We start from the raw sequence: 23,060 nt of genomic DNA on the forward strand, positions 1-23,060 counted from the left end.
CGCCGCGCGGGCGCGGGTCAACCCCTGGCCCGGCGCCCGCGCAACCCGGCCGCTGCGGCGAGTGCCGCCGTACCGGCCGCCACGCGGAAGCCGACGGCGAGGTCGGTGCGTGCGCCGATCTCGCCGACCACGGCCGACCCGACGGCCTGACCGAGCACGAGGGTGACGAAGAGCAGCGCGGTGCCCGCCGCCGCCCGCTCCGGGCGCACCTCGGCGGCCCACGCGATGAGCGCGGACGTCGCCGCCACGAACCCCCAGCCGAAGACGGCGCAGGCCGCCACCGCGAGCGGCAGCCTCCCGGCGGCGACCCCCAGCACGAGCAGCACGAGCGCGACGGCCAGCACCGTCGCGCGCCACGCGACCTGTGGCCGGAGGGCGCCGAGGACGCCGGCGGTGAGGACGGTGGCCGCGCCCCCGACCCCGACGGCGATCCAGCCCACCGTCGAGCCGGTCGGCCCCGCGCCCTCGTCGACGAGCAGCGTGCGTCCGTAGGTCCACACCGCGGCCGACGCCGCTCCCAGGCCGAGCGCGCCCGCCGCCGGGGCGGCCAGCGCGACCACGAGACCCCGTCCTGCTCGACCCCGACCCTCCGCCTGCCCACGGCGCTCGGGCCGGTCGGCCCCCACCCCGTACGCCGCGCCGCGGCCGGCCGCGAGCAGCACGCCCGCGCCGGCCAGCAGCGTCAGCCCGGCGCTGACGGCGAAGCCGAGGCGCCAGTCCGGCAGGAGCAGCAGCGCGAGCAGGCCGGCCGCGACGAGCCCCGGCCCGGTGCCGGAGTTGACCACCGCCTGGGCCCGCGCGCGGCCCTCGGCCGGGACGACCCGGTCGACGAGGCCGACGAGCCCCGGCGAGGCGAGGCCGGCGCCGGCGGACCCGAGGACCGCCAGCGCCGCGAACCAGGCGCGGTCGGGGGCCAGCGCCATGCCGGCCGAGCCCACCGCGCCCGTCGCGAGCGCGCCGACGACGACGAGCCGGGGTGCCCGGTCGGCCCCCAGCCCGAGGAGCGCGCCGACGCAGTAGGACAGCGACGCCGCCGACGAGGTCCAGCCGGCGAGCCGCGGGTCGAGGTCGAGCGAGGCCGCGACGTCGGGGAGGAACAGCCCGTAGGCCAGCCGCACGAGACCGTAGGTCGCCGCCACGAGGCACGTCCCGGTCACGACGAGGGCCATCGGACGGGGCTCGACAAACGATAACGTGCGTTTCATTCTCCCGAGTCTAGGGTGGAGGGCGTGGCCACCCGCGCGAGCACCGAGAAGAAGCTCCTCGACGCGGCCGAGCACCTCCTCTTCACCCGCGGCATCGCGGCCACGCCCGTCGACGAGGTGCTCGCGCTCGCCGGGGTGTCCCCCGCGACCCTCTACCGCGCCTACGGCAGCAAGGACGGCCTGCTCGCCGCGGCCCTGGAGCGTCGTCACGACGAGTGGGTCGCCACCTGGGAGGCCGCCGTCGCCGCCGCGACGACCGACACCGACCGGCTGCTCGCGGTCTTCGACGCGCTCGACACCTTCCGCACCCGGCCGGGCGCCGCGCGCTGGTGCGCGTTCCTCGGCACCGCGGCGGAGTACGTCGACCCTCCCCCGCCACTGGCCGTCGCCGTCGCGCGGGACACGACCACACTGCGCGCGACGCTGCGGCGGCTCGCCGTACCGGTCGTCGGCGAGGCGGGGGCCGACGCGCTGGCAGAGGCCCTGCTGCTGGTGGTGTCCGGGGAGCTCGCGATGCGGCTGCGCGACACGGCCCACGAGGGCGACGGGGGCGACGGGGGCGACGGGGGCGGGACCCCGTCGGTACGACGCGACGCACGCGCCGTCGCGGCGGCACTCGTGGATCATTGCAGAGTCAAGTAACCTGTCTTGGTGACCACGGACCATCCCGGCGACCCCACGGGCGACCGCGCGGAGGAGCACCCCGTCCCGCTCTCGCCGGACGAGGAGGCCTTCATGCGGGCCTTCGCGCGCGCCTCGGCGGTCGTCACCCGCTCGTTCGACGCCGATCTCGTGCGGGAGGAGGGGCTGGCGCTGACCGACTACTTCACCCTGATGCACCTGTCGGAGGCCGACGGTCGGACGCTGCGCATGGGCGACCTGGCCCTGGCGGCCAACCTGTCGCTGAGCGGGATGACCCGGGTCGTGCAGCGGCTCGAGCGCGAGGGCTGGGTGGAGCGGCGCCGTGCCACCGACGACGGGCGCGGCGCCACCGCGGTGCTGACGGACGCCGGGCTGGAGCGGCTGCGCCAGGCGTGGCCGGCCCACCTCGCGAGCGTGCGGCACCACCTGATCGAGCAGGTCGACGGATTCGACCTGCAGCAGCTGGTCCGCGCGCTCGACCGCATCGCCCCCGACCCGCGGGCGTGCACCCGCAGCGACCCCGGACCCTGCTGACCCGCCGGGCGCTACCGCCCCCGGCGCTAGCCTGACGAGGGCGGTCCGCCGCCGCCCGTGACGGGAGGAGCAGGCATGGACTCGACGGACCAGCGCAGCACGGACCCGGGCACGACCGACAGGTCCGCCGCGGAGGGCACGTCGCAGGAGCTGAGCACCGAGCGGTGTTACGAGCTCCTCGCGACCACGACCGTCGGACGGGTCGCGTTCCTCGGCCCCGACGGGATCGTGCTGCTGCCGGTCAACTACCGCGTCGTGGAGGGCGCGATCTTCCTGCGCACCTCCCCCGAGAGCGCCCTGGCCGCCCTGGCCGACCACGACGGCGAGGTCGTCTTCGAGGCCGACCACCACGCGCAGCTCGCGCGCGACGGCTGGAGCGTCGTGGTGCGGGGCACCAGCGGCCTCGTCGACGACGAGCAGCTGCTGGCCGCCGAGGCGTTGCACCGACTCGTGCCGTGGCCCGGCGGTCCGAGGTCGTGGACGCTGCGCATCCAGCCGCACCAGGTCACCGGCCGGCACGTGCACCACGCCTGAGGGGTACGGCGGCCCGTACCGGTGGTCGAGGTGGCCGCGCCAGCGGCCTAGAGCGGTGGTCGAGGTGGCCGCGCCAGCGGCCCGTACCGGTGGTTGAGGTGGCCGCGCCAGCGGCCCTCGAAACCACCCCGCCCGCCGATGGCCCTGTGGTTTCGAGGGGTTGCCAGAGCAACCCACCTCAACCACCGGGGACGGTGGTCGAGGTGGCCGCGCCAGCGGCCCTCGAAACCACCCCACCCGCCGATGACCGCGTGGTTTCGAGGGGTTGCCAGAGCAACCCACCTCAACCACCGGGGACGGTGGTCGTCTGGTTTCGAGGGGTTGCCAGACCAACCCACCTCAACCATCGGGGACGGTGGTCGTCGGGTGTCGAGGGGTTGCCAGACCGACCCACCTCGACCACCGGGAGTCGGTGGTCGAGGTAGCCGCGCCAGCGGACCCGACGACCATCCCGGACGCCGCGGGAGCGCCCGACGGTTCCCCCGACGCGCGGATCCCGCCCCCTGGTCTGGACCGCCTGCGGCCGGACCGGTCGTCGCCGCGACACCGGGGCCCGCGGGGCGCTTTACTTCGCTCGCGCGCCGGGGGGCGCGGCACCACCGACACCGGGGGACCACTCGTGACCACTCGTCCTCGGCACGCGCTGACGCGCGTCGCCGCCCTGTCCGTCTCGCTGACCGCGACGCTCGCCACCGGCGTGGCCGCGACGACCGCGATCGCGCCCGCCGCGGGGGCCGCCACCGCGGTCGTGCCGCCGCGGCCGTCGTACGTCGACTTCGACACCCTGCTCATCCCGACCGTGGAGGGCGTGCGGTACCTCGACGAGCGTGGCCGCACCCTCACCGGCGAGGTCGACGTGCCGGCGGCGGACGAGCAGGGGTATCGGCAGCTGCTCATCACCGCGGCCCCGACCCGCGGCTACGCGCTGGCCCCGCACGGGTGGGAGGAGTACGACTCCGGGACCGGCCGCGCGTCGGACCACTTCACGACCCAGCAGGGCACCGACCTGCTCACGGTGGTGAGCGACGGGTGCGCCGTCGACATCCGCAACGAGCGGGACTACCCGGTCGAGCTGGCCTACGCCGAGGGCGGCCTGCTCATCGCCCTCGCCGTGCCGCAGCAGATGCGCGAGCGTCTCGCGGCCTCCGACACCCAGCTGGCCCGCGAGGCCGGGAGCGGTGAGACCGTCGAGGTCGACGGCGAGTGGGAGTACGAGGACTACTTCGAGACCGTCCTCCTGCAGCCGGGCGGGGCGTTCACCGTCACCAGCGCCTGGACCTCGGTCGAGTTCCTCGCCCAGCACCCCGACGACGACAGCGAGCCCGCGATCGACTCCGTCGACACGTTCGAGTGCGGCGTCGGCGAGGGCACGCAGACCTCCCGGGTCGGCGTCGCCGGCTGCGAGCTGACCTTCGTGCCGCCGCACGACCGCTTCCTGCAGCTGGGGCACGTCTTCTACCGCGACGCCGACGGCGCCATGTCGCTCGACGGCGTCGAGATCACCGACTACGAGCCGATCGACCCCGACTGGTTCGACGAGTGGATGGGCGACGCCCCGGTCACGTTCGACTTCTCCGGCGTCGGCGAGGAGGGCATCGAGGTCTACTGGTCGGAGTTCTCGATCGAGGAGGACGACCACTTCGGTGACTCCCTCGAGTACCACGTCGGCAGCACCACCGTCTGCGACGGCAGCCCGGCGGCGACGCGCCCCGCGACCCCGACCACGCCCGTGGTGCGCTCCACGACGACCGGCGACGTCACCCTGACCTGGGGCCGCGTGGCCGACGGCGGCAGCCCCGTGACCGAGTACGTCGTGCACCAGACCGGCGTCGGCGGCTCCCGCTGGTTCACCGTCCCCGGTGACCTCGGGCGCGTCACGATGCGCGGCCAGGCTGCGGGCACGCACGCGTTCCGCGTCTACGCCGCGAACCGCAAGGGGAACTCGGCCGGCAGCCCGGTCGTGACCACGAACGTCGTCCGCCCGCCGGCCGCCCCGGCCCTCCCGGGCGTCCGGGTGCGCGGCGCCGACGTCACCGTCGGCTGGACCCCGCCCCGCACCGACGGCGGCTTCCCCGTGACCGGGTACGTCGTGCAGCACGGCAACACCTACGTCGCCGTCCCGGCCTCCACGCGCGAGCTGACCTTCCGGGGCCTGGGCCGCGGGAACCACTACTTCCGCGTGTACGCCGCCAACCGCCTCGGTAACTCGGCCGGCTCCCCGGTCCGCCTCGTCACCCTGCGCTGAGGCCCCGGGGCCCGGTGTCAGGGCCCGGAACCCGCTCCGCCGACGGGCGGGCGTCGCGACCCGCGGCGCCCGCCCGTTCGTCGTACCCCCCTTGTCCGTTCCCGTCGGCGGCGCGAGGGTGGGGTGATGGATCTCGGGACGATCGGCGCCTTCCTCCTCGTCGCCACGGTGGCCTACGTGACGCCGGGTCCGGACTGGTTCGTGGTGATGCGCCACGCGGCCACCTCGCGACGGGCCGGGCTCGTCGCCGCCCTCGGGGTGCAGTCGGGCCTGGTGGTGCACATGACCGCGGCGGCCGTCGGCGTGGCCGCCGTGCTGCTGGCCAGCGCGGAGGCGTTCCTCGTGCTGAAGCTGGTGGGCGCGGCGTACCTCGTCTTCCTGGGCGCCCGCGCCCTGCGCGACTCCTTCCGCCACCGGCTCGCCGAGGCGCAGGCGGACGGCGGCCCGACCCCCGCCACGTCCTCGCTCGCCGTGTGGCGCCAGTCGTTCGTCGCCAACGTCCTGAACCCCAAGGCGGCGCTGTTCTTCGTCGCCGTGCTGCCCCAGTTCCTGTCGACGTCGTCCGCGGTCGCCCCGCAGGTGCTGCTGCTGGGCACCCTCGACGTCGCGCTCGGCCTCGTGTGGTGGGCCGTCTTCGTCGCCGGGGTGCAGCGGCTGCGCTCGGCGCTCGGGGCGCGGCGCTCCCGGCTGGTGGTCGACCGCGTCTCGGGCGTCGCCCTCATCGGCCTCGGCGGACTGCTCGCCACGGTGGGCCGGCGCTCCTGACCCGGGGTTTGCCCCGCCCGGCGGCGGGGGACGTCCGGAGCGGTCACGCCCCACCCGGATCCAGCCCACGACCTACCCCACGACCCAGGAGAGCCGCCGATGTACGCCACCCCCACCCGCCCGATGACGCAGGACGAGCTCGACCGGATCTGCCGGGTGTGGGCCGACGTGGGCAGCGACGACCCGACCGACCAGTGGCTGGATCTGTGGGACGGCGGCGACGCCGACGACCACCCCGAGGAGCGGGACGCGATCATCGCGATCGCCACGGAGGTCGGCCTCGAGGCCCGGGTCGAGGACGGGGTGCTGAAGGTCCGCAAGACCCAGCAGCTGCACGACGAGATCGGCGCGCGCTGGATCTGACCCGCACGGCACGACGGCCCCGTCCCCTCGTGGGGGCGGGGCCGTCGCCGTGTGGTGCCGGTCGGGCTCAGCGCGCCGAGGTCACCGAGGTCTCCCCCGCGCCGACCGCGGTGCCGGGGCGGACCCGACCCACGACGTACGCGAGGGCGGCGGCCACGAGGATGCCGACGAGCGGCGGGATGCCGATCTCGAGGTGGTCCGAGCCCCACGCCAGGGCGCTCGCGACCACGTAGCAGGCGAGGACGGGCACGTCGTACGACGGCAGCCGCGCCCCCTCGGGCATGCCCCGGCGCCAGCGGGCGAGGTAGTCCCCGATGATGACGCCGCCCAGCGGCGGCACGAAGATGCCGAGCAGCACCAGGTAGTCGACGAGGTGCTCGTGCATGCCCGCGAGGGCCAGCACCGTGCCGATGACCGAGCCGCCGACGACGAACGGGATCTTGCTCGGCTTATCGAACATGGCGGCGCCCGCGACGCCGAAGGCGTACGCCGTGTCCGCGTTCGACTTCCACAGGTTGCCGAAGAGCAGGAACAGGCCCCAGCCGACGAGGCCCAGCTGGTAGAGCACCAGCACGAAGTCGCCCTCGCCGAAGGTCATGGCGCCGACGGCGCCGAAGAAGATCATCAGCCCGTTGCCGACGAGGAAGCCGATGCAGCAGGCGAGGACGGCGTGCCACCCGTGGCGGGCGAAGCGGGTCCAGTTCGGGGTCTGCGTGCCGGCGGACACGAACGTGCCGACCACGGTCGTCACCGCGACGGCCAGCGTCATGGAGCCGTCGGGGTCGACGTCGGCGAGCCCGGACCAGCCGCCGACCTCCTGCAGCGAGCGGTGCACGACCCAGACGGCCAGCACGAGGATGAGCGGGGTCGAGATGAGCGAGACCCAGTACATCCCGCGGTAGCCGTAGCAGGCCGTGACGCACATCAGCACGCTGGCCGCGATCATGACGGCCGCCTCGGCGGCGTAGGACTCCCACCCGAACGCCTGGGCGGTGAGGGCGCCGATCGTTCCGATGATGACGCCGTACCAGCCGATCTGCGTGCCGCCCAGCAGCAGCGAGGCGAAGCGCGAGCCCGAGGTGCCGAGCGTGTAGCGCGCCATCACCACCGTCGTCAGGCCCGTGCGCGCGCCGATCCAGCCGAGCACCGCCACGTAGGCGCCGAGGATGAGCGAGCCGAGCAGGATCACCCAGAGCAGGTCGGCCAGCGGGAACGCGTTGCCGAGCTCCGCGCCCGCCAGCATCGTGGGCGTGAAGACCGTGAAGCCCAGCAGCACGACGGCCAGCGAGAACAGCGACTTCCGGGCGTGGGCCGGGACCGGGGTGACCGGGTAGTCGTGGTCGACGACCGCGCCCTCGGCTCCGCGGGGCCCGTCGCCGGGCCCGCCACCGGGGCCGCCCGCCCCCGCCGGGCCGCCGGCGCGCACCGCCTCGGTGCTCACGCCTCCTCCCCGATGTCCTCGGCCCAGATCTCCGGCCGCTCGGCCATCATCTTCTCCATGAGGGCGCGACACTCGGCGTCGTCGACGACGTCGACCTCGACGCCGTGCGAGCGCAGCCACTCCTCCGACGCCTGGAAGCTCTCGTTCTCGCCGACGACGACGCGCGGGATGCCGTAGAGCACGATCGTGCCGGCGCACATGTAGCAGGGCGAGAGGGTCGTGTAGAGCGTGCTCTCCCGGTAGGTGCGGGCCGGCAGCCGGCCCGCGTTCTCCAGGCAGTCGGTCTCGCCGTGGCGGATGGCGCTGCCCAGCTGCACGCGGCGGTTGCGGCCGACGGCGAGCAGCTCGCCCCCGTGCACGAGGGCGGCCCCGATGGGGACGCCGCCCTCCTCCCAGCCGATCCTGGCCTGCTCGACGGCCTGGTCGAGGAACTGTCGGTCCTGGTCTCGCACGGTGCTCACCTCTCGGTCGGGTAGGGCGGCTCGCCCTTGTGGTACGGGTCACATGCTGGTGGGATGGCACGCGACGCCCAAGGGACAGGCTGTCCGCGCTGACGGCCGGTCGGGTGGACACATCGTCTCCCGAACGGAGACCGGACGTCGAGCGGGAGGTGCGTGGCGGTGGTCCCCCTGGCCGACGTGCTGGCCCTGCCGGCCTTCCGGGCGGCCCGGCCCACCGTCCTCGCGGGCGAGGTGGCGGGCGCCGAGGTGCGGTGGGTCCACTCCTCGGAGGTCTACGAGATGGGCGCCCTGCTCGAGGGCGGCGAGGTGCTGCTCACCACCGGCCTCGGGCTGCACGGACGCACCGACGCCCAGCTCGCGACGTACGTCGACCAGCTCGCCGACGCCGGGTGCGTCGCTCTCGGCCTCGAGCTGGGCCGGTCGTTCCTCGACGTCCCCGAGCCGCTCGTGCGCCGCGCGCGGGAGCGGGGGCTCGTGCTGCTCGCCTTCGGCGCGGTCGTGCCCTTCGAGCGGCACGTCGAGGACTTCCACGAGCTGGTGCTGCGGCGCCGCTCCGACCCCGACGGCGGCGGGGACGCCATCCCCCGGCGCTTCGTCGACCTCGTGCTCTCGGCCGCGGGGCTGCGGGCACTGCTCGACGAGGTGGCGCGCGCCGCCGGCTGCCAGGCCGAGGTGCACGACATGGGCGGGCGGCTGGTCGAGCGCAGCCGGATCCGCACGGTGCGCTCCCCCGACGACCGCACGACCGCGCCGGTGCTCGGGCGGCGCGGCGCCCGGGCGACGCTCGTGCTGCTCGCCCCGGCGACCCCGCTGACCCGCCGGGTCGCGGCGCAGGCGGCCGTCGCGGTGGCGCTCGAGCTGGCCCGCCACCCCGACCCCGGGCAGCACTCCTCGGCCGAGCAGGCCATGATCAGCGACCTCCACGCGGGCGTGCTCGTCTCGGCCGGCGACGTGGCCTCGCGCCTGGCGCACGCCGGGCTGCGGGTCGCCGCCGGCGACCTGGTGGCGACCACCGCGCTGGACGCCGGGCCCGACGTCGCCCCCACCGACCTGCTGGCGGCGCTGCGCGAGCACGCGCCACCCGCGCCCGCGGTGGCCGGCGTCGTGGGCACCCACGTCGTGAGCGTCACCCGGCTGCCGCCGTCGTGGGACGCGCGGACGACGCGGCGCCACCTGGCCGACGTCGCCGACGCGGTGGGCCGGCACCTGGGGTGCCCCAGCGCCGTCCTGCTCGCCGTGACCTCGCCGACCGGCGACCTGACGACCCTCGCGCCCCGCCTCGAGGAGGCCCGCGACCTCCTGCGGCTCGCCCGCCGCCACGGCAGCCCGGGCGGCGCCGTGCTCGCGCGCGACCTCGGCGTGCAGCGACTCCTCGCGTCGGTGACCAGCGCCGACGAGGTCGCGGCCTTCGTCGCCGAGCAGCTCGGCCCGCTCGTCGACGCCGACCGGTCCCACGGCTCGGCCCTCCTCCGCACCCTCGACGCCTACCTGCGCCACGCCTTGTCGAAGGCGGCGACCGCGCAGGCCCTCGGCATCCGCCGGCAGTCGCTCTACGCCCGCCTCGAGCGCGTCGAGCGCCTGCTCGGCGTGAGCCTCGACGACCCCGAGCACCGGGCGGGTCTGACGCTCGCGCTGACCGCGTGGCGCCTGCGGACCGGGCTCGACCCGCAGGCCTCGTTCTGAGCGGACGCCCCGCAGCTGGGTACCGATCGGTCGTGCCCCACCCCGACGACGTCGTCGACGCCCTGCGCGCCCTGCTCGCCGAGGACGAGGCGCTCACCGAGCGCCTGCTGGCCTCGCTCGCCCGAGCCCGCGAGCGCGGTGAGGAGGGCCTGCGGCCGGACCTGTTCGCCGCGCTCGACTAACCGGTGGACCTCGCGTCGTACGACGCCTACCTGCGCGGGTTCGTGCGCTGGATCCCCCGGCACGGCGGCGACCCCGTCTGGGCGGTGGGAGCCCCCCACGAGCAGTACTCCAAGGAGGTCGCGCACCGGCTCGCGCACTTCTACTGGCTCCTCGACCAGCCGGCGGACGACGACGACAGCGACACCGTCGGCGGCAGCCACGCGGCGTTCCGCGACTGGATGACGCGCTTCGCCCGGGAGTGGGGCGCGTTCCTCGACACCCCCGAGTCGTTCTCCGACGAGGTTCTCGGCTCCTTCCGCGAGAACGGTGAGGAGTACGCCGTCGAGGACTCCCTCATGCCCGACGGCCGGCCCAACTCCCCCAGCGGCTGGCTGACGTTCAACCAGTTCTTCGCGCGCGAGCTCAACCCCGGCCTGCGCCCGCTCGCCGGTCCGGGCGACAACCGCGTCGTCACCTGCCCCGGCGACTGCAGCTACGTGGCCACCTACGCGGTCGGCGACGACTCCGCGATCCCGGCGACCCGGGTCAAGCAGACCCACACCTACGGCAACCTGCGCCAGCTGCTGGAGGGCAGCGCGTACGCCGACGCCTTCGCGGGCGGGACGTTCGTGCACTACGTGCTGCCGCCCCCGGCCTACCACCGCTACCACCTCCCCGTGTCGGGGCGGGTGCTCGAGTCGTACGTCGTGCCCGGCCGGGTCTACGCGCAGGTCGAGCTGACCGACGGCGAGCTGCTGTCTCTCGACGACGCCGAGACGGGCTACGAGTTCAGCCAGACCCGCGGGGTCGTCGTGCTCGACACCGCCGACTCCCCCGACGGCGACGTCGGCCTGGTGGCGATCGTGCCCGTGGGCATGTCGCACGTGGCGTTGGTCAACCTCACCACCACGGAGGGCCGCCTCGTCACCAAGGGCGAGGAGTTCGGGTTCTTCCAGTTCGGCGGCTCCGACCTGATCCTGCTGTTCCAGTCCGGTGTCGACCTGGACGTCGACACCGGCGAGGAGCCCCGGCGCACGGGCACGGTCATCGCCCGCTGCGCCTGAGGAGCACGCGGCGCAGACCGCTCCCCGTCACCGCCGCAGGCCCGCCGTGGCTCAGTCCGCGTCGGCGCGCGCCCGCAGGACGCCCGCGCCGGCGAGGGCGAGCAGGCCCGCGACGGCGAGCACGCCCGCCTGGCCCAGGCGCTGCGTCCGCGCCCGGTCGCACGCGTCGCGGGCCGGGCCGACGCCGTCGGCGCCGCCCAGGCCGGGGTCGTCCTCGACCACCGGCTCACCGTCCTCGCCGAGCCGTCCGCCACCGTCCGGCCCGTCGTCGGTCTCGTCGTCGGCCGGCTCCGCGGGGCCGGCCAGCACGGACGCGCAGGCGACGGTGAACGTCTCCGTGCTGACGGCGTCGGGGCCGTCGACCTCCGCGCCGTCGACGAGACGCACCAGGGCGAGCACGAGCGCCACCAGCCCCAGGACGGCGACGAGCACGGCGACCGCCCGGCTGCGCGCGGACTCGTCGGGGCGGTACGTGACGTCGAAGTCGTCGGCCATGCCGGCGAGGATGACGCCGGCGCGACGCCGGCAAACCTGACGCGCCGCCGATCGAGCGGCACCCGTCAGGGCAGCCACCGGAGCGGTTCGAGGAACGTCATGCCGACCGGCACCGCCGTGATCGCCGCCAGTGCCGCGACGGTGAGCAGCGTCGTACGGGTCGTGCCACGCTCCCCGGTGCGTCGCCGCACCGTGACGACCGCGGCCAGGAGCAGCGCCACGCCCACGGCGACGGCGTCGGCGGCCAGCGGAGCGACGTACGGCGACCAGTCGTCGGCGGTGGCCGCGCTCGTCCCCTCCCACTGCCCGGGAGGCCATGGTCCGGGCGGCACGACACCGAGCAGCGGCACGAGCAGCGCCGCGCTCGTCAGGACGACGGGCACGGGCAGCGCGCGCACCGCCAGGACCGTGGCCACCACGACCACGGCGGCGGCCGCGAGCGCCAGGCGCGACGCGAGCGGGAGGACCGGCGTCGCCACCCAGGCGATCCAACCGGACCCGCCCTCGAGGGCGGCGACGAGCTCCTCGACCTCGGCGCGGTGCACCAGCACGCAGACCGCGTGCCCGACCGCGGCGAGCGCGACGTACAGGTAGCCCACCTGCAGCACCCGCGTCAGGTCACCGCGTCCCGTCGCCACCGCCGGGGCCGTCGTCGTCGCTGTCACCCGCCCCCCTCGCTCGCCGGTCGGGGCGACCGGCGGCGCCCATCGTGGCACGCGCGCCGGCCGCCCCGGGCGGGAACGTCAGACGCGGGGACGGCGGTAGGCCGCGCGCGCCCACAGCCACCCGAGCGCCCCGAGCCCGACGCACCAGGCGACCGCGGCGCCGGCCGTCGTGGCGTCGACGGCCTGCCCGGCCAGCAGGCCGCGGAGGGTCTCGATGATCGGCGTGAACGGCTGGTGCTCGGCGAAGAACCGCACCGGGCCCGGCATGGTCTCGACGGGCACGAAGCCGCTGCTGAGGAACGGCAGGAGCAGGAGCAGCATCGGCGTGTTCGACGCCGACTCGACCGACGGCGCCGCGGCGCCCATCGCCGCGCTCAGCCACGTGAGCATCAGCGCGACCAGGGCGACGAAGCCGAGGAGCAGCAGCCAGTGGGCCGGCCCGGCGTCCGGGCGGAAGCCCAGCAGCACGGCGACGCCGAGCACCGCGGCGATCGCCATCAGCGTCTGCACGACCGCGGCGACGACGTGGCCGCCTAACACCGCCAGGGGCGCGACCGGCATGGTCCGCAGCCGCGTGACGACACCGTCCGACATGTCCATCGCGACGCTGATCGAGGTCGACTGGGCGATGCTGGCGCCGGTCATCGCGAGGATGCCGGGGGTGATGTAGTCGAGGTAGGCCTCCCGACCCGAGGCCCCCGGCACCGCGCCGGGCACCACCCCGGCGCCGACGGCCCCGCCGAAGACGTAGACGAAGACGAGCAGCAGCACGACGGGCATCGCGACGATCAGCACCGTCAACGACGGGTAGCGGACCATCCGCAGCAGGCTGCGCCGCGTCATGGTGACGAGGTCGCGCCCGGCGAGCAGCCACGCGAGACGCTCGTGGGGACGAGCGGGGAGGACGGCGGGCGTGGCGGTGGTCATGAGCGGGCCTCCGGGGCGGTGTCGGTCCCCGGGGCGGCCGGGGCGGTGAGGGCGAGGAAGACGTCGTCGAGCGAGCCGGCCGCGTGGGCGTCCTTGAGCCCGGCCGGGGTGTCGTGGGCGACGAGCCGCCCCTCGTGCAGCACCGCGACGCGGTCGGCGAGCTGGTCGGCCTCGTCGAGGTACTGCGTGGTGAGCAGGACGGTCACGCCCGAGGCCACCAGCGCGCGCACCTGGTCCCACAGGTCGCGGCGGGCGCGGGGGTCCAGCCCGGTGGTGGGCTCGTCGAGGAACACGACCTGCGGGTCGCCGACGAGGGTCATCGCGAGGTCGAGCTTGCGGCGCATGCCGCCCGACAGCCGCTGGGCCGGCTGGCGCGCGGCGTCGCCGAGCCCGAAGCGGTCGGTGAGCTCCGTCGTAGGACGCCGTGCGTGGGCCCGGGGCAGGTGGAACAGGTCGGCGACGAGCCGCAGGTTCTCGGTCACCGTCAGCAGCGGGTCGACGGCGGACAGCTGGCCCGTCACGCCGATGACGCGGCGCACGGCCTGCGGGTCGCGGGCCACGTCGTGGCCGAGCACGCGGGCGGTGCCGCCGTCGGCGGGCAGCAGCGTCGACAGGATCGAGACGGTCGTGGTCTTGCCGGCGCCGTTGGGCCCCAGCAGTGCGGTCACGGTGCCCGCGGGCACGGTGAGGTCGAGACCGTGCAGCACGGCGCGGTCGCGGTAGGTCTTGCGGAGCCCGGTGACCTCGATCGCCGGGACGGGACTGGTGGACATGTGCGCTCCTCGAAGCGTCGCCGGGAACGCCCCGGCGACGTCGGGGCGCGTCAGATGTCGAGGTCCTCGACCTCGGGTTCGGCGGTGGCCAGGGCCCCCACCAGGTCGGCCAGCTCGGCCGGTAGTGCCGCCTGCAGCTCCTCGGCGGTCTCGAAGACCTCGAGGACGGCGGAGGCGGCGGTCTCGCCCCACTGCTGCTCGGAGGCGAAGTGCTTGCGCCAGCCGGTCAGCTCACCGGCCTTGCCCGCGGTGTGGACGAACCCCTTGGGGCGGGCGACGTGCAGCGCGAAGCGGCCGGTGCGCGTGCGGTACACGCGGAAGCGCTCCTCGACGCCCCCGGTGACCCGGCTCCAGTCCACGAGCAGGACGCCCTGGGGCCTCCCGTGCCACCCCGCACGGCCCCGCCGCTACGCTCGGCCGCATGGTCAACTGGGGGATCCTCGCCACCGGCAAGATCGCGCGGAGCTTCGCGCGCGACCTGGCCCTCGTCCCGGACGCACGGGTGGTCGCCGTCGGCTCGCGCAGCGCCGGGAGCGCCACCGCCTTCGCGACGGAGTTCGACGTCCCGCGGGCGCACGCGTCGTACGAGGCCCTCGTCGCCGACGAGGAGGTGGAGGTCGTGTACGTCGCGTCCCCCCACGCGTTGCACCTCGCGCACGTGCGGCTCGCCCTCGAGGCCGGCAAGCACGTGCTCTGCGAGAAGCCGGTCGCGCTCGACCGGGCCGACGCCGAGGAGATGATCGCCCTCGCGACGGAGCGCGGCCTCTTCTTCATGGAGGCCATGTGGATGGCGACCCACCCCGTGGTCCGGGAGGTGGCGCGCCGGCTGCGCGCCGGGGAGCTCGGCACCCCCCGTCACCTGCACGCGGAGCTCGGCTTCGTCGTCGACGCCGACCCCGACGACCGGATGCTCGACCCGGCGCTGGGTGCGAGCGCGCTGCTCGACATGGGGATCTACCCACTGACCCTGGCCCACCTCGCGCTGGGCGAGGCCGAGGAGCTGACCGGCGTCGCCGCCCTGTCGGACCGCGGGATCGACCTCGACTGCGCGGTCACGGGGCGCTACCCCGGCGGCGCGCTCGCGACGATGACCGCCTCCATGACGTCGTGGTCGGGGCGCTCGGGCCGCATCGCCACCGACCGCGGCCTCGTCGAGCTCGAGCCGCCGTTCCACCACCCGGCCCGTGCGGTCTTCCACCCGATCGACGGCGACCCGGTGACGATCGAGGGCGAGGAGCCGGTGATCGGCGCGGGCTACGGCAACGAGATCGTCGAGGTCGGTCGCTGCCTCGCGGCGGGGCTGCTCGAGAGCCCGCTCGTGCCGCACGCGCAGACGCTGACGCTGATGGCGCAGATGGACGACCTGCGCCGCCAGCTGGGCGTGACCTTCCCGGGCTGAGCCCTCCGCCCGGGACGCAGAACGGCCCCCGATCCGCATCTCTGCAGGCCGGGGGCCGTCCCTCGCACGCGTGGCGGGTGAAGGATTCGAACCTTCGAAGGCTACGCCGACGGATTTACAGTCCGCTCCCATTGGCCGCTCGGGCAACCCGCCGTGCTCGTGCCTCCCGACTTGGCCGGGCGACAACAGCACGAAACAATAGCGCACGCCCTCGCGAGCGTGGAAACCGCCGCGAGCGCGCGCCGTACCGACCGCACCACCCCAGGAGCAGGAGAACCATGGCCGACTCGTCGTTCGACATCGTCAGCAAGCTCGACCGCCAGGAGGTCGACAACGCGCTCGGCCAGACCGCGAAGGAGATCGCGACGCGGTACGACTTCAAGGGCACCGGCGCCGCCATCGAGTGGAAGGGCGACGAGGTCATCGAGATCACCGCGTCCGCCGACGACCGCGCGACCGCCGTGCTCGACGTCTTCAAGGGCAAGCTGATCAAGCGCAACGTGTCGCTGAAGGTGCTCGACGCCTCCGAGCCGCGCCAGTCGGGCCAGACCTCCAAGATCGGCATCACGCTGAAGGAGGGCATCAGCTCCGAGGACGCGAAGAAGATCTCGAAGCTGATCCGCGACGAGGGCCCGAAGGGCGTCAAGGCGCAGATCCAGGGCGACGAGCTGCGTGTGTCGTCGAAGAAGCGCGACGACCTCCAGGCCGTGCAGGCGCTGGTCAAGGAGCAGGACTACGAGTTCGCGGTGCAGTTCACGAACTACCGCTGAGCTCGGCGGCCGGTCCCGAGCGCCCTGGGCCGAGGTCGGGACCGAACCCGCCACTTCCGGGCGAAAGCTTGGCACCGGAAGTGGCGGGTTCCCCGGTGCACCGGGGAACCCGCCACCCCGCCACCCACCTCCCCAAACCCCTCAGGTCCCCAAGCCCCGCGCCGATCGACCCTCCGGCGGGAGTCCGCCCTGCTCGGAGGTGACCCATGTCCAGCCCTGTCCCCGGCACGCCGGGCGTGTCCGCGCCCCGGCGGCGGCGCGCCGCCCTGACCCTCGTGGCCGCGGTCGCGCTGGGCACGACGCTCGCGACCGTCCCCAGCGACGCGGCGCAGCTCCCGCGGGTCGCCGTGAGCGCCACGCCGCGCGCCGTGCTCTCGGGCAACCCGGTGACCGTCGCGGTGCGCACCGCGAGCGTGGGCGCGAGCGCCAAGGTCACGCTGCAGGGCCTCGAGACCCTCTCCCCCACGGCGCGCTGGACCTCGCTGACCTCCCAGGTGCTCGGCCGTGACGCCGCCGCCGACTTCCGCGCGACGCCGCGCGTCGGCATCACCCGCTACCGCGCCGTCGTCAACGACGGCGGCCGCTGGACCACGTCGGCCGAGGTCGCGGCCACCGGCGTCCCCCGCGTCACCCCGACGCCGGTCGCCGCGGGCGCCGTCTACACGGTCACCGGCCACCTGCCGCTGACCGGCGGCCCCGTGCACCTGCAGGAGGAGCGCGGCACCACCTGGACGACCGTCGCGCAGGGCCAGGTCACCAGCGCCGGCTTCTTCCGCTTCTACCGCACCGCCGGCGCGACCACCACGACGGTGCGCGTCGCCGTACCGCCCACGAGCGCCCACCGCACCCTCATGAGCCCGCCGTCGCGCGTGCCCGTCACCGCCGCGCCGGTGCCGCCCGCCACCGAGACGCCGCGCATCGCGACGACCAGCCTGCCGGCGGGCCGGGTCGGGTCGCCGTACGACGCCACGCTCGCCCTCGCCGCGCCCCGCCCGGGTTCGTGGTCGGCGACCGGGCTGCCCGCAGGCCTGGCCCTCCAGGCCGCCTACGGCCGGATCACCGGCACCCCGGCGACCGAGGGCACCACCGACGTCGCCGTCACCTTCACCGCCGACGACGGCACGACGGCCTCGGCCACGCTCCCCCTCGCGGTCGCCGCACCCGCCCCGGATCCCGGCACCGACCCGGGCACCGGGCCCGCGCCCGGCGCCGCGCTGCGCGGCCTGAACGCGGCCGAGGGCTGGGGCGGTACCGGCGACGTCTCCGCCGACGGTCGCTGGGTCGTGCACCTCGAGGGCGCGCCGATCTCGGCGCAGGACCTCAACGGCGGCCTCGACGTCGTGCTGCTCGACACCGTGACGGGCGCCCGCCGGCTCGTCTCCCACGTGCCGGGCCAGCCCGCCCGCACTGGCGACCAGCCCGCCGACGCGCCCGCCATCTCCGGCGACGGCAGCACGGTCGCCTACACCTCGTGGTCGACGCCCGAGTCGCCCGGCACGCCCCGCGTCGTCGTGTGGGAGCGGGCCACGGGCACCGCCACGACCCTGCCGCTCGGCGGGGGCGCCGGCGCCTCGACGGCGGCGGACCTCAGCCAGGACGGCCGGTACGTCGCGTTCGAGCGCCACGGCCTCGACGCCGCGACGGGCGCGATGACCAACCGCGGCGTCGTCGTCCTCGACCGCACCACGGGCGAGGCCCGCACGGCCAGCGTCGCCGTCGACGGCGACGCGGGGGCCGACGGCACCGACCCGTCCATCAGCGCCGACGGCTCCCGGGTGGCCTTCACCTCGACGCACGACGGCATGACGGGCGACGACACCGACGCCGCCGCGGACGTCTTCCTCTGGACCCGCGACGCCGGCACCCCCGTCTCCCGGCTCTCGCGGCGCGCCACGGCCGGCGACGGCTGGAGCACCAGCCCGTCCATCTCCGCCGACGGCACCCGGGTCGCGTTCGTGTCCGACTCCGCGAGCCTCGTGGGCGCGGGACCGGCGGGCGGCCACTGGCAGGTCTACCTGTGGGTGCAGGGCGCCGACGGCGTCCGCCGCCTGTCCGGCTCCGGGGGCGCGCCGGGCGACGGTCCGGCCAGCAACCCGGTCCTGTCCGCCGACGGCCGCCACGTCGCCTGGGGAGCGGCCGCCCCGAACCAGCACCCCGGCACCGACGGCGCCGTCGACGACGCCTACGTCCTCGACCTCGCGGACTACGCCGTGACCCTGCTGTCCCAGCGGGCCGGCGACGGCGCGGGCGGCGACGGGCCGTCGTTCCCCGTCGCGCTGTCGGCCGACGGCCGCTTCGCGGTGCTCACCAGCTCGGCCACCAACCTCATCGCGCCGGCGCTGCCCTGGCAGGACACCCGCACCTACCTGTGGGACCGCCTCGGCAGCCGCTGACCGGCTGGGGCTCGCTACGGTGGCGCCATGAGCGCCGACCGCCGCTGGCCCCGCCAGGTGTACGGCGCGGGCACCGAGCCCGACCCCCGCTTCACCCTCGCCAACGAGCGCACCTTCCTCGCCTGGATCCGCACCGCCCTGGCCCTCGTGGCCGCCGGCGTCGCGGTCGACGCCGTGGACCTCGGCCTCGCCGAGGAGGTGCGGCTGCCGCTGGCCGTCGTGCTCGTCGGCCTCGGCGTGGTCTGCGCGCTGGGCGGGTGGGTGCGCTGGGGCCGGGTCGAGCGGGCCCTGCGGCGCTCCGCGCCCCTGCCCGGCTCGCCGCTGGGCGCGCTGCTGGCGCTCGGCGTCCTGGTGGCCGCGGTGCTCGTGCTGGTCTCGCTGCGGTGAGCGCCGGCTACGGCTCGCCGACGGCGTACCGCGACGACTCCGCCGCCCCCGAGCGCACCGCCCTCGCGTGGCAGCGCACCGCCCTCGCCCTCGTCGTGGCGGCCGCCGTCGTGGGCCGGCTGTCGTACGGCGACCTCGGCGTGCTCGCCGTCGTCGGGGCGCTCGTCGCCGCCGTCGCCGCCGTCGCGGTGCTGGCCTCCGCCCGGTGGCTGCAGCGCCCCGGCGCCCGCCCCGGGGGTACGACGACGCTCACCCTCGCGCTCGCCGTCGCCGGCCTCGGCGTCCTCGAGCTGCTCGCCGCCCTCCCGGGCTGAGCGAGCCGACCAGCCGGCCCGACGCGCTCAGACCAGCGCGCCCTCCGCCCCCAGGACGTCGCCGTCGAGCGCGGCGGCGGGCGCGCGGCGTACCGGCACGACGCGCGCGCCCTGCTCGGGCTCCAGCCACACGGGCGTGCCGACCTCGAGCCCGAGCGAGCGGGCGAAGGTGCGGGTGAGCGTCACGACCACGTCGCTGCCCTCGTCGGCGGCGCCCTCGGGGCGCACGATCAGGCGCACCTCGAAGCCGATGCGCAGCGCGCGGACGACCGTGCCGGGCACGCCGCCCCGCTCGCCGGAGGTGTGGACCTGCACGTCGTGGGGGCGCACGAGGTGGCCGTCGAGGGTGGTGACCTCGCCGAGGAACCCCATGACGAACTCGTTGGCGGGCTCGTCGTAGAGGTCCTCCGGCGACCCCACCTGCTCGATCCGGCCGTGGTTGATGACGACGATCTCGTCGGCGACCTCGAGGGCCTCCTCCTGGTCGTGCGTCACGAACACGGTCGTCACGTGCACCTCGTCGTGGAGGCGGCGCAGCCAGTCGCGCAGCTCCTTGCGGACCTTCGCGTCGAGGGCGCCGAACGGCTCGTCGAGCAGCAGCACCTTCGGCTCGACCGCGAGGGCGCGCGCCAGCGCCATGCGCTGGCGCTGGCCGCCCGACAGCTGGGCCGGGAGGCGGTCGGCGAACTGCTCGAGGTGCACGAGCTCGAGCAGCTCCTGCACCTTCGCGCGGACCTCCTTCTTCGGCCGCTTGCGGATCTCGAGGCCGAAGGCGACGTTCTTCGCCACCGTCATGTGCTTGAAGGCCGCGTAGTGCTGGAAGACGAAGCCGACGTCGCGCCGCTGCGGCGGCAGGCGGGTCGCGTCCACCCCCTCGATCTCGACGGTGCCCGTGTCGGCGACCTCGAGGCCCGCGATGATGCGCAGCAGCGTCGACTTGCCGCCGCCGGAGGGGCCGAGCAGCGCGGTGAGCCGCCCGGTCGGGATCGAGAGGTCGACGTCGCCCAGCGCGACGAAGTCCCCGTAGTGCTTGCTGATGCCGCGGACCTCGATGCTCATGCGCGGTCCTCCTTCGGTCGCAGGTAGGTGACCACCACCAGGGCGATGATCGAGATGAGGACGAGCACCAGCGCGACGGCGTACGCCGCGGGCTCGTTGAAGGCGCCGTACTCGTTCTGCACGAGCAGCGTCGCGGTCTCGCCGTTGAACTCCGCGCCCTGGCTGACGATCTTCACCGCGCCGAACTCGCCCAACGAGCGCGCCGCGGTGAGCACGACGCCGTACAGCACCGCCCACTTGATCGACGGCAGCGTGATGCGCCAGAAGGTCTGCCGGCCGTTCGCCCCCAGGCTGCGCGCCGCCTGCTCGGCGTCGGTGCCGATCTCCTCGAGCACCGGCACGACCTCGCGCACCACGAGCGGGAGGCTGACGAAGGCGGTGGCCAGGACGAGGCCGGGAGTCGAGAAGACGACCTGCACCCCGACCGACCCCAGCGCGTCGCCGAACCAGCCGCGGGTGGAGCTGTAGGCCAGCACGAGCGCCAGGCCGACGACGACGGGCGAGACGCTCAGCGGCAGGTCGACGAGCACGGAGAGCGCCCGGCGCCCCCAGAACCGGTAGCGCACGAGCAGCAGCGAGATGCTGACGCCGAAGACGGTGTTGGCGAGCACCGCCCAGAAGGCCACGGTCAGCGTCAGGTTGAACGCGTAGACGGTGGACGGCTCGGTGAGCCGCTCGAGGAAGGGCCCGAGGCCGCCGGGGTCGTCGACCGGGAGGAGCGCCCGCTGCGCGATGAGGGAGACGGGCCAGGCGACGAGCAGCAGCAGGTAGACGAGCACCAGCACGCGCAGCACGTAGGTGAGCGGTCCGCGGCGACCGCGGCGGGTCAACGTCGACTCAGCCACGGCGCGCCACCCGTCGGGACACGACGTCGAGCGTCGCGATCACCAGCGCCGAGACCAGCAGCAGGATGAACGCCACGGCGGCGGCGCTCGCGTAGCGGTCGCCCTCGATGAACTTGAGGATCCGCAGCGACGCCACCTCCGTCTCGCCGGGCACGTTCCCGGCGATGAGCACCAGCGAGCCGAACTCGCTGATCGCGCGGGCGAACGCCAGCGAGGCGCCCGCCGTGATGGCCGGCGCGAGGCTGGGGAGCACGATGCGGCGCAGGATCGTCGCGGGCGAGGCGCCCAGGGAGGCGGCGGCCTCCTCCACGTCGGCGTCCAGCTCGATGAGCACCGGCTGCACCGTGCGCACCACGAACGGCAGGGTGACGAAGAGCAGCGCCAGGAAGATGCCCTCGCGGGTGCCGACGACGTTCACGCCGATCGGGCTCCGCGGGCCGTAGAGGCTGAGCAGCACGAGGCCGGCGACGATGGTGGGCAGCGCGAAGGGCACGTCGATGACGACCTCGAGCACCCGCTTGCCGGGGAAGTCGTCGCGCACCAGCACCCACGCGATCACCGTGCCCACGACGACGTTGACGACGGCGACCCCGAGCGCCTCGGTGATGGTGAGCAGGAGGGCCGCGCGGGTGTCGGGCTCGGCGACCACGTCGACGAACGTGCCCCAGCCGCCCTCGAGCGCCGTCACGACCACGGCCGTGAGCGGCAGCAGGACGAGCAGGCTGAACCACAGCATCGCCACACCGAGCCCCAGGCCCGCCGCCGGGGTCAGCGCCTCGACGCCCCGGGGTCTCCGGCGCCCCCGCTGGGGCGCACCGGGGCCACCGGCCGGGCCGGAGCCCGGCGCGGTGGCCGCGAGGGTGGGGGTGCTCACCGCTGGGACGCCGCCTCGCGCAGCTGCTGCACGAGGGCACCGTCGGCGAAGAACTTCTCGTTGACCGCGCTCCAGCCGCCGAAGTCGTCGGCGATCGTCAGCAGGTTCTCCGGCGTCGGGAACGGGTCGGACGGGTCGTTGGCGCCCTCGACCTCGATGCCCTCGACCCCGTCGATCACGGGGCGGAAGCCCTTCCTCACGAACTCGGTCTGGCCCTCCTCGGACAGCACGAAGTCGAGCCAGTCCTGCGCCGCCGGGTGCGCGTCCACGGTGACGGCGCCCGGGTTCTCGATGAGCAGCGTCGTGTCCGGGACGACGTAGTCGTAGGGCTTGCCCTCCTGGCGGGCCAGGATCGCCTCGTTCTCGTAGCTGATGAGCACGTTGCCGATGCCCTGGTCGAAGGCCTCCGTGGCCTCACGGCCGCTGCCGGCCCACTGGGCGACGTTGGCGAACACGTCGGTCAGGTACGCCGCCGCCTCCTCCTCGCTGCCGCCCGCGGCGATCGCGTGGCCGTAGGCGCCGAGGATGTTCCAGCGCGCGGAGCCCGAGGAGTCGGGGTCGGGCGTGATGATGTCGACGTCGTCGCGCGTCAGGTCGTCCCAGCCCTGGATGTCGTCGGGATTCCCCTCCGGCACCACCAGGACGACGACGGAGTCCGACACGATGCCCTGCGTCTCGTTCTGGTTCCAGTCCTCCGCCACGATCCCGGCCTCGACCAGGCGGGTCACGTCGCCCTCGAGCGAGAAGTGGACGTAGTCGGCGTCGGCGCCGTCGACGACCTTGCGGCTCTGGTCGCCGGACGCGCCGTACGAGCCCGAGAATGTCACGCCCTCGCCCTCGGGCGTCTCCACGAACTTGGCCTCGATGGCCTCGTTCGCGGCCTCGGGCACGGCGAAGCCCACGACGTACAGCGGGCGGTCGTCGCCCTCGCCGCCGCCGGAGGCGCTCGCGCAGGACGCGAGGGTCACGGCGAGCGACGTGGCGAGCGTGCCGACGAGGAGCGTGCGGCGGGGGGTGCGGTGCGGGGACATCGTGGGTGACACCTCTCGACGAGCGGAGC

General features: G+C 75.1%; 26 protein-coding genes and 1 tRNA gene. 14 read left to right on the forward strand and 13 right to left on the reverse strand.

The features are described 5' to 3' along the window. Positions 1–17 precede the first annotated feature (17 nt). Complete coding sequence (locus KK617_RS00700) at positions 18–1,205, reverse strand: MFS transporter (RefSeq protein WP_277497465.1); 1,188 nt, start codon at positions 1,203–1,205, stop codon at positions 18–20. 24 nt (positions 1,206–1,229) lie between these two features. Here KK617_RS00700 and KK617_RS00705 point away from each other — a divergent pair, with 24 nt between their 5' ends. The 6 genes from KK617_RS00705 (at position 1,230) to KK617_RS00730 (ending at position 6,288) form a co-directional block, all read left to right on the forward strand. Beyond that, positions 1,230–1,847 (forward strand): TetR/AcrR family transcriptional regulator, encoded by a 618-nt coding sequence (locus tag KK617_RS00705; protein ID WP_277497466.1) that lies wholly within the window; start codon positions 1,230–1,232, stop codon positions 1,845–1,847. Between the two features lie 9 nt (positions 1,848–1,856). Beyond that, positions 1,857–2,381 carry a MarR family winged helix-turn-helix transcriptional regulator gene (locus KK617_RS00710; protein ID WP_277497467.1) on the forward strand — a complete coding sequence of 175 codons (525 nt, stop codon included), beginning with the start codon at positions 1,857–1,859 and terminating at the stop codon, positions 2,379–2,381. Positions 2,382–2,456: 75 nt separating this feature from the next. Beyond that, a complete protein-coding gene (locus KK617_RS00715) occupies positions 2,457–2,915 on the forward strand; it encodes a pyridoxamine 5'-phosphate oxidase family protein (RefSeq protein WP_277497468.1) in 459 nt (152 codons plus the stop codon). A 619-nt stretch (positions 2,916–3,534) separates the two neighbouring features. After that, the gene (locus KK617_RS00720) at positions 3,535–5,160 is read left to right on the forward strand and encodes a fibronectin type III domain-containing protein (RefSeq protein WP_277497469.1); all 1,626 of its coding nucleotides are present in this window, start codon (positions 3,535–3,537) and stop codon (positions 5,158–5,160) included. Positions 5,161–5,286: 126 nt separating this feature from the next. Then, entirely contained in the window at positions 5,287–5,925 is a 639-nt protein-coding gene (locus KK617_RS00725) for a LysE family translocator (protein WP_277497470.1), read from the forward strand. Between the two features lie 99 nt (positions 5,926–6,024). Continuing rightward, positions 6,025–6,288: a hypothetical protein gene (locus KK617_RS00730; protein ID WP_277497471.1), complete on the forward strand. Its 264-nt coding sequence runs from the start codon at positions 6,025–6,027 to the stop codon at positions 6,286–6,288. 67 nt (positions 6,289–6,355) lie between these two features. Here KK617_RS00730 and codB read toward each other — a convergent pair whose 3' ends face one another. Both codB and KK617_RS00740 read right to left on the reverse strand, forming a co-directional pair. Then, positions 6,356–7,729, reverse strand: a complete 1,374-nt coding sequence (codB, locus tag KK617_RS00735; RefSeq protein ID WP_277497472.1) for a cytosine permease — start codon at positions 7,727–7,729, stop codon at positions 6,356–6,358. After that, positions 7,726–8,190 (reverse strand): nucleoside deaminase, encoded by a 465-nt coding sequence (locus tag KK617_RS00740; RefSeq protein ID WP_277497473.1) that lies wholly within the window; start codon positions 8,188–8,190, stop codon positions 7,726–7,728. Before KK617_RS00740 ends, codB begins: the two co-directional genes overlap by 4 nt. 159 nt (positions 8,191–8,349) lie before the next feature. Between KK617_RS00740 and KK617_RS00745 the strand changes: the two genes are divergently transcribed. From KK617_RS00745 to KK617_RS00755, 3 genes are read left to right on the forward strand one after another with little or no spacing between them, the layout of a single operon-like run. After that, positions 8,350–9,873: a PucR family transcriptional regulator gene (locus tag KK617_RS00745; RefSeq protein WP_277497474.1), complete on the forward strand. Its 1,524-nt coding sequence runs from the start codon at positions 8,350–8,352 to the stop codon at positions 9,871–9,873. 32 nt (positions 9,874–9,905) lie between these two features. Next, a complete protein-coding gene (locus tag KK617_RS00750; protein WP_277497475.1) occupies positions 9,906–10,055 on the forward strand; it encodes a hypothetical protein in 150 nt (49 codons plus the stop codon). A gap of 3 nt (positions 10,056–10,058) precedes the next feature. Beyond that, entirely contained in the window at positions 10,059–11,099 is a 1,041-nt protein-coding gene (locus KK617_RS00755) for a phosphatidylserine decarboxylase (protein WP_277497476.1), read from the forward strand. A gap of 51 nt (positions 11,100–11,150) precedes the next feature. Here the strand turns inward: KK617_RS00755 and KK617_RS00760 are convergent, their stop codons facing one another. The 5 genes from KK617_RS00760 to KK617_RS00780 all read right to left on the reverse strand — a co-directional run bounded on the left by KK617_RS00760 (position 11,151) and on the right by KK617_RS00780 (position 14,324). Then, positions 11,151–11,594, reverse strand: coding sequence for a hypothetical protein (locus KK617_RS00760; RefSeq protein WP_277497477.1), 444 nt, complete (start codon positions 11,592–11,594; stop codon positions 11,151–11,153). Between the two features lie 65 nt (positions 11,595–11,659). Then, positions 11,660–12,259 carry a hypothetical protein gene (locus tag KK617_RS00765; protein ID WP_277497478.1) on the reverse strand — a complete coding sequence of 200 codons (600 nt, stop codon included), beginning with the start codon at positions 12,257–12,259 and terminating at the stop codon, positions 11,660–11,662. Between the two features lie 78 nt (positions 12,260–12,337). Then, on the reverse strand, positions 12,338–13,186 hold the full coding sequence (locus KK617_RS00770; RefSeq protein ID WP_277497479.1) for an ABC transporter permease: 849 nt from the start codon (positions 13,184–13,186) through the stop codon (positions 12,338–12,340). Beyond that, positions 13,183–13,959: an ATP-binding cassette domain-containing protein gene (locus tag KK617_RS00775; protein WP_277497480.1), complete on the reverse strand. Its 777-nt coding sequence runs from the start codon at positions 13,957–13,959 to the stop codon at positions 13,183–13,185. Before KK617_RS00775 ends, KK617_RS00770 begins: the two co-directional genes overlap by 4 nt. Positions 13,960–14,009: 50 nt before the next feature. Beyond that, positions 14,010–14,324: an EXLDI protein gene (locus tag KK617_RS00780; RefSeq protein WP_277497506.1), complete on the reverse strand. Its 315-nt coding sequence runs from the start codon at positions 14,322–14,324 to the stop codon at positions 14,010–14,012. Positions 14,325–14,380: 56 nt separating this feature from the next. On the opposite strand from KK617_RS00780, the gene KK617_RS00785 reads away from it, so the two are divergent. Continuing rightward, on the forward strand, positions 14,381–15,358 hold the full coding sequence (locus KK617_RS00785) for a Gfo/Idh/MocA family oxidoreductase (protein ID WP_277497481.1): 978 nt from the start codon (positions 14,381–14,383) through the stop codon (positions 15,356–15,358). A gap of 71 nt (positions 15,359–15,429) precedes the next feature. On the opposite strand, the gene KK617_RS00790 is transcribed toward KK617_RS00785, so the two are convergent. Then, positions 15,430–15,511, reverse strand: a tRNA-Tyr gene (locus KK617_RS00790). Positions 15,512–15,636: 125 nt separating this feature from the next. Between KK617_RS00790 and KK617_RS00795 the strand changes: the two genes are divergently transcribed. The 4 genes from KK617_RS00795 to KK617_RS00810 all read left to right on the forward strand — a co-directional run bounded on the left by KK617_RS00795 (position 15,637) and on the right by KK617_RS00810 (position 19,222). Continuing rightward, on the forward strand, positions 15,637–16,128 hold the full coding sequence (locus KK617_RS00795; RefSeq protein WP_277497482.1) for a YajQ family cyclic di-GMP-binding protein: 492 nt from the start codon (positions 15,637–15,639) through the stop codon (positions 16,126–16,128). A gap of 206 nt (positions 16,129–16,334) precedes the next feature. Then, on the forward strand, positions 16,335–18,521 hold the full coding sequence (locus KK617_RS00800) for a putative Ig domain-containing protein (protein ID WP_277497484.1): 2,187 nt from the start codon (positions 16,335–16,337) through the stop codon (positions 18,519–18,521). Positions 18,522–18,548: 27 nt separating this feature from the next. Beyond that, on the forward strand, positions 18,549–18,908 hold the full coding sequence (locus tag KK617_RS00805; protein WP_277497485.1) for a DUF202 domain-containing protein: 360 nt from the start codon (positions 18,549–18,551) through the stop codon (positions 18,906–18,908). Then, complete coding sequence (locus KK617_RS00810; RefSeq protein WP_277497486.1) at positions 18,905–19,222, forward strand: DUF202 domain-containing protein; 318 nt, start codon at positions 18,905–18,907, stop codon at positions 19,220–19,222. The genes KK617_RS00805 and KK617_RS00810 overlap by 4 nt, the downstream gene beginning before the upstream one ends. Positions 19,223–19,249: 27 nt before the next feature. Here KK617_RS00810 and cysA read toward each other — a convergent pair whose 3' ends face one another. Genes cysA through KK617_RS00830 form a run of 4 tightly spaced genes read right to left on the reverse strand, consistent with a single transcriptional unit; the run spans position 19,250 to position 23,031 of the window. Beyond that, positions 19,250–20,281, reverse strand: a complete 1,032-nt coding sequence (cysA, locus tag KK617_RS00815) for a sulfate ABC transporter ATP-binding protein (RefSeq protein WP_277497487.1) — start codon at positions 20,279–20,281, stop codon at positions 19,250–19,252. Further along, positions 20,278–21,126 carry a sulfate ABC transporter permease subunit gene (locus KK617_RS00820; protein ID WP_277497488.1) on the reverse strand — a complete coding sequence of 283 codons (849 nt, stop codon included), beginning with the start codon at positions 21,124–21,126 and terminating at the stop codon, positions 20,278–20,280. The genes cysA and KK617_RS00820 overlap by 4 nt, the downstream gene beginning before the upstream one ends. Next, positions 21,119–22,000 carry a sulfate ABC transporter permease subunit CysT gene (gene cysT / locus KK617_RS00825; protein ID WP_277497489.1) on the reverse strand — a complete coding sequence of 294 codons (882 nt, stop codon included), beginning with the start codon at positions 21,998–22,000 and terminating at the stop codon, positions 21,119–21,121. The genes KK617_RS00820 and cysT overlap by 8 nt, the downstream gene beginning before the upstream one ends. Continuing rightward, entirely contained in the window at positions 21,997–23,031 is a 1,035-nt protein-coding gene (locus KK617_RS00830; protein ID WP_277497490.1) for a sulfate ABC transporter substrate-binding protein, read from the reverse strand. The genes cysT and KK617_RS00830 overlap by 4 nt, the downstream gene beginning before the upstream one ends. Positions 23,032–23,060: the final 29 nt, after the last annotated feature.

The sequence above is a fragment of the Nocardioides sp. ChNu-99 genome, from assembly GCF_029493445.1.
Lineage (GTDB): Bacteria > Actinomycetota > Actinomycetes > Propionibacteriales > Nocardioidaceae > Nocardioides.

Coding starts and splice junctions, on each gene's coding strand:
- KK617_RS00700 (WP_277497465.1), bottom strand. CDS start 1,205: ATGAAACGCACGTTATCGTTTGTCGAGCCCCGTCCGATGGCCCTCGTC.
- KK617_RS00715 (WP_277497468.1), top strand. CDS start 2,457: ATGGACTCGACGGACCAGCGCAGCACGGACCCGGGCACGACCGACAGG.
- KK617_RS00725 (WP_277497470.1), top strand. CDS start 5,287: ATGGATCTCGGGACGATCGGCGCCTTCCTCCTCGTCGCCACGGTGGCC.
- KK617_RS00730 (WP_277497471.1), top strand. CDS start 6,025: ATGTACGCCACCCCCACCCGCCCGATGACGCAGGACGAGCTCGACCGG.
- KK617_RS00760 (WP_277497477.1), bottom strand. CDS start 11,594: ATGGCCGACGACTTCGACGTCACGTACCGCCCCGACGAGTCCGCGCGC.
- KK617_RS00770 (WP_277497479.1), bottom strand. CDS start 13,186: ATGACCACCGCCACGCCCGCCGTCCTCCCCGCTCGTCCCCACGAGCGT.
- KK617_RS00775 (WP_277497480.1), bottom strand. CDS start 13,959: ATGTCCACCAGTCCCGTCCCGGCGATCGAGGTCACCGGGCTCCGCAAG.
- KK617_RS00785 (WP_277497481.1), top strand. CDS start 14,381: ATGGTCAACTGGGGGATCCTCGCCACCGGCAAGATCGCGCGGAGCTTC.
- KK617_RS00795 (WP_277497482.1), top strand. CDS start 15,637: ATGGCCGACTCGTCGTTCGACATCGTCAGCAAGCTCGACCGCCAGGAG.
- KK617_RS00800 (WP_277497484.1), top strand. CDS start 16,335: ATGTCCAGCCCTGTCCCCGGCACGCCGGGCGTGTCCGCGCCCCGGCGG.
- KK617_RS00805 (WP_277497485.1), top strand. CDS start 18,549: ATGAGCGCCGACCGCCGCTGGCCCCGCCAGGTGTACGGCGCGGGCACC.
- cysA (WP_277497487.1), bottom strand. CDS start 20,281: ATGAGCATCGAGGTCCGCGGCATCAGCAAGCACTACGGGGACTTCGTC.
- KK617_RS00830 (WP_277497490.1), bottom strand. CDS start 23,031: ATGTCCCCGCACCGCACCCCCCGCCGCACGCTCCTCGTCGGCACGCTC.